Origin of the sequence: Corallococcus sp. AS-1-12 (assembly GCF_020036995.1) — a bacterium.
Taxonomy (GTDB): domain Bacteria; phylum Myxococcota; class Myxococcia; order Myxococcales; family Myxococcaceae; genus Corallococcus.
Window position 1 is genome coordinate 1 of record NZ_JAIQDD010000065.1, and the last position, 8,646, is coordinate 8,646.

Here is an 8,646-nt window from a genome sequence, read left to right on the forward strand (position 1 = left end):
ATCAGCCACACCGGCTGCACCATGGGCACGTTGGCCTTCTTCAGCTTCTTCTTCGCCTTGTTCAGCTCCTTCTTCATTTCGCCCAGCGTGGGCGCGCCCACCGTGGCCACCGTCTCCGCGTAGACGTGCGCCGCGTCCAGCTGGTTGCGGATGCCGCGCGGCTCCAGCTGCGTGCCGCTGCCCCGCAGGAAGGCTGCGTCCTCCCGCAGAGCCATGACGTTCAGCAAGTCGTTGCGGATGAACTCCTCGGCGTTGACGGACGCGTTGCGGATGAGGTCGTTGGGCACCGCCGTCAGCGCCGTGAGCTTCTTCTCGGACAGGGACACCGTGTCCGTACCCGGCTCCGACTCCTGGATGGTGCTCGTCTCTCCGCCGTAGAAGGCCGTGCCCGTGATGGACTGCCGGTCGAAGGTGAGCGAGGCACCAATGGGGATGACGCGGGCGCCGGCCTGCCGCACCACGGCCTTGTTGCGCAGCAGCTCGATGAACTCGGAGGCGAACTGGGGATGCACCAGAGAGCCCAGGCCCGAGTAGTTGCCCTGGGAGAGGGCCTTGCTCACGACCTCGTCGCCCCAGCCCTTCAGCACGTCCACCACGTTGCGCCCGTCCATGCGCGCGACGGCCTTCGCCTTCACGTAGCGGATGAGGTTGAGGCCCGTGCCTTCCGTCATGTGCTTGCCGGTAATGGGCGCGCGGCGGGGCTCCTCGGGCGCGCTGTCGGCCGCCTTGGAGCCCAGCAGGGCCGCGTAGCTGTCGCGGTGTCCCTTGGACTGTTCCACCAGTTGCGCGGCCACCAGCGGGCCCAAGGACTTCGCCATCTCCTGCATCTGCTCGGGGGTCATGCCTTCTCCTGGAGGTGCTGCAACAGGGCCCGCGCCGTGTGAGCGGCAAGGGCATGGGTGTCGGACTCGGAAAGGGAAGGAGGTACGGCGAGAGTCGCGTCCTTGCGCTTCTTCCGTGGCTTGCGGCCCAGCGCCTTCACCACCGCGTCTGCGATGTCGCGGATGAGGGCGGCGCGTTCATCGGAGTTCTTCTTCAGCCGCACCGCGCGCTGGTTGCCGGGAATCGTAACGACGGAGATTTCGAGAAGCTCCTGCTCGTCGCAGTCGTAACCGCCGCGCTCGTTCTCGTGGTAGCGCAGCATGCGGTAACGCACGCTCACCGCGTTGAGGATGCCCTTCTCAACCTTGGACTCGACGCGCCGAGCGAACTCGTCGTCCTGGTCGAACTCGATGTCCACCAGGAGGGCGTCGCCCTGAACGTAGGCGCGGCCCTTTCCGATTGGCAGGATGTCCGTGCGGCCCGCGCCGAAGAGCCCGCCGGAGCCGTCATCATGCATGTAGAGAACGACAGGGTTGGCGGCGTACGCGTCAAGGCGCCAGCCCTGGACGGACAACCGATCGTTGTACCTATCGAAGTCGGCGTCGTTCGCCCGAAAGGTGAAAACCTTCGGCCGGCCCTCAACTGGCGGAGGTACATCCTTCTGGACGAGGAGGCGGTGGGCTCTCAGAAGTGGCTTCAGCATTCACCACTTCAATGGGGGCGATTTTCAAACACGCTCGCTCAGAAAGAAGAGCACATCCCATCCAGCCACACCCAAAACCACATTCACACACTATCGACCTGAAGGACACTGGCGGTGCAAAATCAGTCAGCCACCATGAAAGCAAACAAACAAAAACGCACTCAATCAAATCCAGCGCAGCAATCCAGCACAGCAACACTGCACGCGGCCCCAAACGCCCACCCCAAGGGCTACACCTTCTTTCCGACGGCAGCAGAGAGGATTCTATTCCGAAGGCCGTGGCTAACGATTCTTGCCACTGGCGCAATGGTGCTTCTGATAAATCAAAGATTCGACTTGCCATTCATAGCAACAGCCATAGTTCTCTCAATTTCCGCAGCGCTTTTCAACCATTGGCTCAGCCTGCTACCAAAAACCCTAGCCCTAGTTCAGTCGCGAAGCACCCCATCCAATACAGCCGTCATAGAAGAACGCATCAACTCTTTCACCCTGGGACTTGCCGGGCGCCACCGATTCATTCTCCCCGCCATCGCTCTGGCTATAACCTGCGTATTTCTCAAGTTTTTCCTCTCAGAAAACATCACACATGGACCACTTTTAGCGTGGGCGGCAGGGACTGGAATTTGGGCTTGGATGCTCGGCGCCGCTGGATTCATAATGCTCAGCATAGCCAACCTCTTCCACTCACTAGGCAAGCATGACGCCATTCGAATACTGCCTGAGCATCAGGACCAATGTGGCGGCCTTGAGCCCATCGGCACATTTTTCATCTGGATGACGGCCCCCCTAATATTAATCTCTACGTTTCTCACACTCGCCGCCTTCGATCCTAAGTTGCCGCCAGACCAGCACTATGCAATGGGCCATCCATTCTCGCCTCCCAGCCCGAGAGTTAGCCGCGATCTCAACGAGGCGAACATGCGAATTGCGCGGTCAATGTTACTCAAGGAGATCGGCGCCAAGCGCATTGAGCGCCTAAAAAAGAAATGCACGGACCTTGAATCCGCCCCCAGCGATGCCGAGTACAGGGCATGTATAGGGAGCATTGAAAGTGAATTGGCGGAGATAAATCTTCACAACAAGCCATCTCGCGCATCTATTTGGGCCTCGCCGGTAAGGCAATTTTCAGTATTGGGAATGGCCATCCTCATACCAATATCTATCGCCTGCCTGATCTGGCCGCTTGCTGGGCTCCATGCATCCATGGTCAAGGAGCGTGACGCCAGAGAACTTCGGCATTCAATTTTCCTAGAGAGCCTCACACAGCAAACACAGGAGAAGATTGACAAAGGCGAAACAGCCGACGTTGCCACGAGCGCGGCTCGAATTGCCGAACTTAAGAGACAAATGATTCCCGTCTCCCGCTACCCCACATGGCCATTTAAGGCATCGGCTTTGAGGAATCTCGCCATACCGCAGCTTACAAGCCTCTCCGCCTTGGCAGCCAAAACCATAATCGACCTATTTTACTGACCCCCCTCCACCCACAAACCAGTTCACCTTTTTTACCCGTCATCTGGCTTCTGTCCAGGCATCGGTAGCGGGTAGCCCTGTCGCTTAGGGTCGGGCTTGAAGCCTGCCAGTTCGCGCCACTCGTCATAGCTAAAGGCCTCTGGCATGGTGCTCATGACGCGCAGCTGGTGCTCGCGGTCGGCCGGTACGGGACTGTCGTAGTCGAGGATGGCCTCCGCGTCGCCGAACAGGGGCATCAGTCGCATCTGGTACTCGGTGCGCAGGAACTCCATGCGGGGGAAGGTCGCCTGCTCGGCAAGGTTCTCCCGCGCCGCGAAGGCTGTCGCCTTGTTCGAGCTGGAGATGTCGCCCACGATTTCGGGCGGCACCCGATACGTCATCCGCACGAAGCCCATGAGGAACTTCCGCAGTTCCACCAGCTGCATGTCGCGGAAGCTGGTGTCCAGGCGCGCGAACGTCACCCGGCCGCTGGTGAGGAGCAGCTTCCCCGCCTTATCCGGGCCCTGGTGCTCGCGCGCCAGGGATTCCTTGAAGGCCTTCGCCCCCGCGCTGTTCGCGTCCGTCAGGCCCTCAATCGACGCGATGGCGGGCGGCAGCATGTTGTTCCAGAAGCTCGCCCGGAGGAACCGCGCCACGAACTCGTCCGTGTCCAGCTCATCCCCCAACGCGAAGGCCGGGCCCACGCCGCGCCCGAGCGGATCCTCGGGGTCCAGGTTGCGCAGGTGGAGCACATCCGCCGCTGAAATCTCCCGCGTCACGCCGCCCACGGAGACAGTGAAGGTCCGCTGCTCGCGCGGGACATCCAGCGCCGGCAGGCGGGTGACTAGGTTGGGAGGCACTGGCCAGAAGCCCACGGGGAAGCCCGCCACGCGTTCCAGCACCAGGAAGGCCTCGCCCACGAGGTCCAGGTAAACCTGCACCAGCTTCGTCACGGAGCGGCCCGTCAGGTGGTCGTTGGGGTCCGCAAGCATCCGCAGAATGGGATGGTCCGGCACCTCCTGGACCTCGCCCGCCTCCAGCATGGACTTCAGCCGCATGGCGCGGACCTCGCGCGTCGCGCTGCGCAGCGAGTAGTCCTTCACCGGGTGGCCTTCCCGCGAGACGAGGCGGTAAACGCGCCAGTTCACCCCGGCCACAGAGTCCGCGACCACGTCCACGACAGCTCGAAGCCAGGGGAGGTCCCTGTACGCCGCCAACAGCTGCGCCGTGCCCCGGCGCGGTGGCGCCTGCTGCCAACGCGCCAGTTCCAGCCCCGTCCCCTGTCGCGGTGGACGCACCACCGCCGACTTCATCCGCTCCCACAAACCCATCGCAAGCCTCACAGGCAGAAGAAGGAATCCGCGAAGACCAATTCGTGGGTCCCCCACAAAAGTGCATCCACGCGGTCATCGCGGCGGCCGTTGACGCCGGAGAACTTGGACAGCTGCGCCTCCAGCTTCGGGAAGGTGCCCACCAGCTCGATGCGGCCCGTTTCCGCCAGAGCACTCACCGGCTCGGCGCGCTTCGACTTCGCTTCCCGCGCGCGCACCGGCTTCACGTTGACCTGGACGCCCATCTCAGAGGCCACGGTCTGGATGGTCGTCTCCACCATCTCCCCGCCCGAGTTCACCTCCGCCACCAGGGCGTCGCAGCCGAACGCCAGGTACTCCCGGATTGCAGCGGCGGCCCACTCACGCGGCGAGCCCCGGAGGCTCGCATCCTTGAGCACCGACACGCGCTTGAGGGGCGCGCCATCCGTCCCAACCAGGGGACTGGTTCTCACGCCCTGGACGATGATGCCGGTCTCGTCCGAGCCCGTCTCGCTGGTGGGCGCCGGGTCCAGGGACACGATGCGCCGGTCCAGGCCGCGCGAGTACTCGTGGGCGTCCGCTTCCACCCTGCCCCACTTCGCCGAGCCGAAGATGGCGCCGGGCACGTCCATGAGCAGCCGGCCCAGAACCTCCTGCTGCCCCCAGCGCGTGTGCATGAGGGCGCGCATGGTGGCCACAGCACTGGGCGCCAGGTTGGCGCTGTTGGCTAGCGAGGAGCCGGTGCGCAGCACCACGCCCGGCCGTAGCGTCTTCGCCTCCGCATCCGCGAAGAGAAGCTCCTCCAGCTTTCGCAACGGCCTGGGCGTTCCCGTGAGCAGCAGCTGGGGCGGGTGCGCTGCGGTGCCGATGCGCAGAACCATGGGAAGCTGGTCCAAGGCCGCCATCTCGTGCTTCCAGGAGGCTGGCTCATCGCCCCAGGCCCAACCGCAGTTCGGCCCTCGCAGCCGGTCGGGCTTATCCGCCGAATAGCAGATGGCGTAGACGCCGTTGGGCCACGTCACCCGACGCTTGCTGGGCTCGTAGACGGGCATGAACCAGGGCGGCGACAGGGCCAGGATTCCGCTGGAACCACGGATCATCGTGTCGCGCACGTCAGCCGCCGTGGGACCGATGAGGGCGCCGATGGACTTCGCTTCCCGGGCCTTCTGGATGACCCACCGGGCCCCGCTCCACGTCTTGCCGAAGCCCCGACCCGCCATGATGAAGCAGGTGGCGAACGACGTGGGCGGCACCTGTTCGCGCCTCGCCCAGAAGTCCAGGTCGTGGACGAGCGTTTCCACTTCGGGATGGCTCATCCTCCCGAAGAGGCGCGCGAGGCCCTGGCGAGTGCCGGCCTGGCGCACCATGAACGCGGCGGGGGACTCGTCTGGTGCAAGTTGCTCCAGCATCCCAGCGAAGGGCATGCGCTCACGGCGCATCGTCGCCCCCGCTGCTGCTGGCCCCCGCCGTCGCTTCGGGAGCGTCCGGCAGCAGGCGACCCAGTCGGTCCATCAGCAGCTCGCGCAGCGCGCGCTCGTCGGCGGCCTTGTCCTCGGGGGCCACCTCCGAGACGTTGTCCCTCCTCCCGTACAGCTCGGGGAAGCGCCGCGACAGAAGCCACTGGACGTGCTTCGGGTTGTGCGCAGCAGCCGCCATCAGCATGTCCGTGGCGGACTGCATGAAGCGCGCTTCGGCAGCGCTCACCGCGAGGAAAAACTCGTGAAAGCGGCCCCGTTCCTCTCCCGCGCCGCGATGAAACCAGCGCGAAAGCGTGTGCTCGTTCACGCCAACGAGGCCCGCCACGGCGCGACGGAAGAGGCCGCGCTCCAGGTGGCCGCAAATCTCGGCCTGAAGTTCAGGGGTTAGCTTCGTAGGAGGTGCCATCCCTCCCTCAATGGGGGCGGGATGCGCGCAGGATTTCCGCTTCGCGCCGCACACATCGCGGGCAGGCCTGCGTTTTTCTCAAGATTTTTCGAGCGTGGGGGCCCGCCGAGCAAGGCAGGAACGGGACGACCGTCCCAAATTTGGACCCGGGGGGGCCTCAAGCCATGTTCAACGTGACTGCAATCCGGGCAGAGCCGCCACGATGCGCTCGTGGCAGGTCAAGAAGTCCACGCACGACACCGCCCAGCGCCGCCTATACGCCCCGCCCTCGCACGTTTCCGTGACGGACAGGGCTCCGGCGCCCCTCGGCACCTGGACGCCGCACAGGACGCAAAGCGCGGTGTGCTGGTTGCGCCGCAGCTCCGGCACCCTGTCGGCGCACGCGAAGTGACGCGGCCCCGTCCCCAGTGTGTACTCGATGCGCTCGCCCTTCAGCACGGGCGCACCGCATGCGGCACAGGGGCCGCCACGCTGGGCGACGAGGACGGGCATCAGTCGCCCATGTCCGCCAGGCGCTCGCGGAGCTGCTCATGGGCACGGGCCAGCAGCACGTCCAGGCGGCTGCGTGGCTCGTTCCAGTCCTCGGCCACCTCGCGGATGCCGCACGCCTCCTGCCCCAGGCCATGGACGCGAGTCACCAGCTCTCGCAGCTTGGGGTCCAGCCGCAGCACCTCGCGCCGCAGCCGTGCGCACTCCTCACGCAGCGCGTACAGCTCCTCGACGGTGGCCACCTCCAGCGCCAGGGCAGCGTCGTGCATCTGCGTCAGCGAGCCGGGCAGCGACTCTGCCGCGTCGTCGCGGCTCACCAGTGGCATGGGCCGTGTCTTCGGCTGGCCCTTGCGCCCGCGCTGGGCTGCGTCCGAGGGACGGACGTCCGCGTAGTGCAGGCGGATCTGCTCCATGATGGCCCGGCGCGCTCGCCACTCCACCCAGGTGGAGAACGTCTGCCGGCCGCGCTTCTCGGGTTTGTACGTCTCCACTGCCTTGAGCGCTTCGAGGAGCGCCACCTGGACGAGGTCGTCCTCCAGCAGCGACCCGCTGAGCTTCTCGTAGCCACGGGCCTGCCGCCGCAGCTGGGGCTCCAGCAGGCGCAGCAGTGCATCCACCAGCTGCCGCGCCCGCGTGGACTCGCCCGCCGCATGGCGCCTGTGAATCTCGCTCACCAGCTCATCCGGGCTCGGCCGCGACGCTCCGCTACGTGAAACATGAGACTCCCGCTTCGCTGCACTGCCCTTCTTCACGCCTTGCCCCTCTCGTGCGTTGAGAAACACGTCGTTCCCCATGCGACAATGTGCGCAGCGCCCAGCAAGACACCTGCCAAGTCACGCAGGAAGGGCATGCCTCCGCTATGCGTGAAACATCCACGCACTTGTGACATGGCGGGATACAGGGCGTGCCGACTTGCTGTGTCCGGATGGACCCGCATGGTTGCCTCCAATGGCCAGGACCTGGGGAGTAGCATCGCCGTCTGACACGGTGCCCCGCACCGCTATCACCCGGCAGGTCTCCAGGCCCTCCCCTGCAAATGGGGGCAGCCTCAGCCGGTGGCTTTTCGCGGGTGTTTCGTCGCGAGCGCGAGGAGCGGCACCGCAAGGCAGGGCGGCGAGCCCAACACACCCGCCACACACCTATCACTCTCGTTCTCTCTCTTTCATAGAGAGCTTGAGAGAGAACTACATATATACGCGCGAGAACCAATAGGAGATAGGACAACGACCCCTGTGTGTGGTGTTGCCGTGTGACTCGGCTGTTCCTGCCGCTGCACGCCACCCGTCGAAAGTGCCCCCATTGAGACAGCGAAGGGCGTCGTCCGTGCTGGGCGGCCCCGCTGCCACACGGCTGGAGCACACATCACCCATGAAAGTCGCATTCTACGAATCCGCCCAGGACAACACGCCGCGCGTCGAGAACTGGGACTGGACGCGGCTGCGCACACTGCTCACCACGCATCGCCGCAGCAAATGCCCGCAGATGCCCTGCCCTGGCCGGTGCCCTGCGAAGAACGGCCCAGCATGGAGCCCCGTGGACATCGGCGAGCGACGCGGCAATGACTTCGTGCACGCCATCACGCTTTCCGTCTTTGACTTGGACCACCTGACGCCGGAGCAACTAGCGCCGCTCGAAGTGCTGGAGCGCGATGGCTACGCCTACGCCCTGCACACCACGCACAGCCACCGGCCACCAGACTTCTGCATGCGGCTCGTCATGCCGCTGAGCCGCCCGGTGCTTCCGCGCGAGTGGCCTGCCGTGCGAGCCGCAGCCCTGGCCCTGCTACGCATACCGGCGGATCCAGCCACAAAGGATCTGTCGCGGCTCTACTACCTGCCCGACGCACCCGAGGGAGCGGAGTGCTTCGCGGAGAGCGCGGAGGGCAAGCCGCTGGACGTGGATGCCCTGATGGCGTCGTCACGCGCGAGCATTGCGCCGGCGCCGCTGCTGGCCACCGTGGACATGCAGCATCTCGCCACGCTGCTG

Annotated in this window: 7 protein-coding genes and 1 pseudogene; 2 read left to right on the forward strand and 6 right to left on the reverse strand. The window is 65.1% G+C overall.

Going from position 1 to position 8,646, the window contains the following annotated elements; genetic code table 11:
- The coding region (locus K8556_RS38415) for a phage major capsid protein (protein WP_223745111.1) at positions 1–842 on the reverse strand (842 nt) is incomplete at its 3' end.
- Positions 839–1,525: an HK97 family phage prohead protease gene (locus K8556_RS38420; RefSeq protein ID WP_223745112.1), complete on the reverse strand. Its 687-nt coding sequence runs from the start codon at positions 1,523–1,525 to the stop codon at positions 839–841. The genes K8556_RS38415 and K8556_RS38420, both read right to left, overlap by 4 nt.
- A 135-nt stretch (positions 1,526–1,660) precedes the next feature.
- Here K8556_RS38420 and K8556_RS38425 point away from each other — a divergent pair, with 135 nt between their 5' ends.
- The gene (locus tag K8556_RS38425; protein ID WP_223745113.1) at positions 1,661–2,998 is read left to right on the forward strand and encodes a hypothetical protein; all 1,338 of its coding nucleotides are present in this window, start codon (positions 1,661–1,663) and stop codon (positions 2,996–2,998) included.
- A gap of 32 nt (positions 2,999–3,030) precedes the next feature.
- On the opposite strand, the gene K8556_RS38430 is transcribed toward K8556_RS38425, so the two are convergent.
- The 4 genes from K8556_RS38430 to K8556_RS38445 all read right to left on the reverse strand — a co-directional run bounded on the left by K8556_RS38430 (position 3,031) and on the right by K8556_RS38445 (position 7,334).
- Entirely contained in the window at positions 3,031–4,125 is a 1,095-nt protein-coding gene (locus K8556_RS38430) for a phage portal protein (RefSeq protein ID WP_223745114.1), read from the reverse strand.
- A gap of 191 nt (positions 4,126–4,316) precedes the next feature.
- The gene (locus K8556_RS38435; RefSeq protein ID WP_223745115.1) at positions 4,317–5,711 is read right to left on the reverse strand and encodes a terminase large subunit domain-containing protein; all 1,395 of its coding nucleotides are present in this window, start codon (positions 5,709–5,711) and stop codon (positions 4,317–4,319) included.
- 4 nt (positions 5,712–5,715) lie between these two features.
- Entirely contained in the window at positions 5,716–6,171 is a 456-nt protein-coding gene (locus K8556_RS38440; protein WP_223745116.1) for a hypothetical protein, read from the reverse strand.
- Between the two features lie 491 nt (positions 6,172–6,662).
- Positions 6,663–7,334, reverse strand: a complete 672-nt coding sequence (locus K8556_RS38445; protein WP_223745117.1) for a sigma-70 family RNA polymerase sigma factor — start codon at positions 7,332–7,334, stop codon at positions 6,663–6,665.
- A gap of 694 nt (positions 7,335–8,028) precedes the next feature.
- Between K8556_RS38445 and K8556_RS38450 the strand changes: the two are divergent.
- Positions 8,029–8,646: pseudogene (locus K8556_RS38450) on the forward strand (DNA primase); the annotation flags it as partial.

Coding starts and splice junctions, on each gene's coding strand:
- K8556_RS38420 (WP_223745112.1), bottom strand. CDS start 1,525: ATGCTGAAGCCACTTCTGAGAGCCCACCGCCTCCTCGTCCAGAAGGAT.
- K8556_RS38425 (WP_223745113.1), top strand. CDS start 1,661: ATGAAAGCAAACAAACAAAAACGCACTCAATCAAATCCAGCGCAGCAA.
- K8556_RS38435 (WP_223745115.1), bottom strand. CDS start 5,711: ATGCCCTTCGCTGGGATGCTGGAGCAACTTGCACCAGACGAGTCCCCC.
- K8556_RS38440 (WP_223745116.1), bottom strand. CDS start 6,171: ATGGCACCTCCTACGAAGCTAACCCCTGAACTTCAGGCCGAGATTTGC.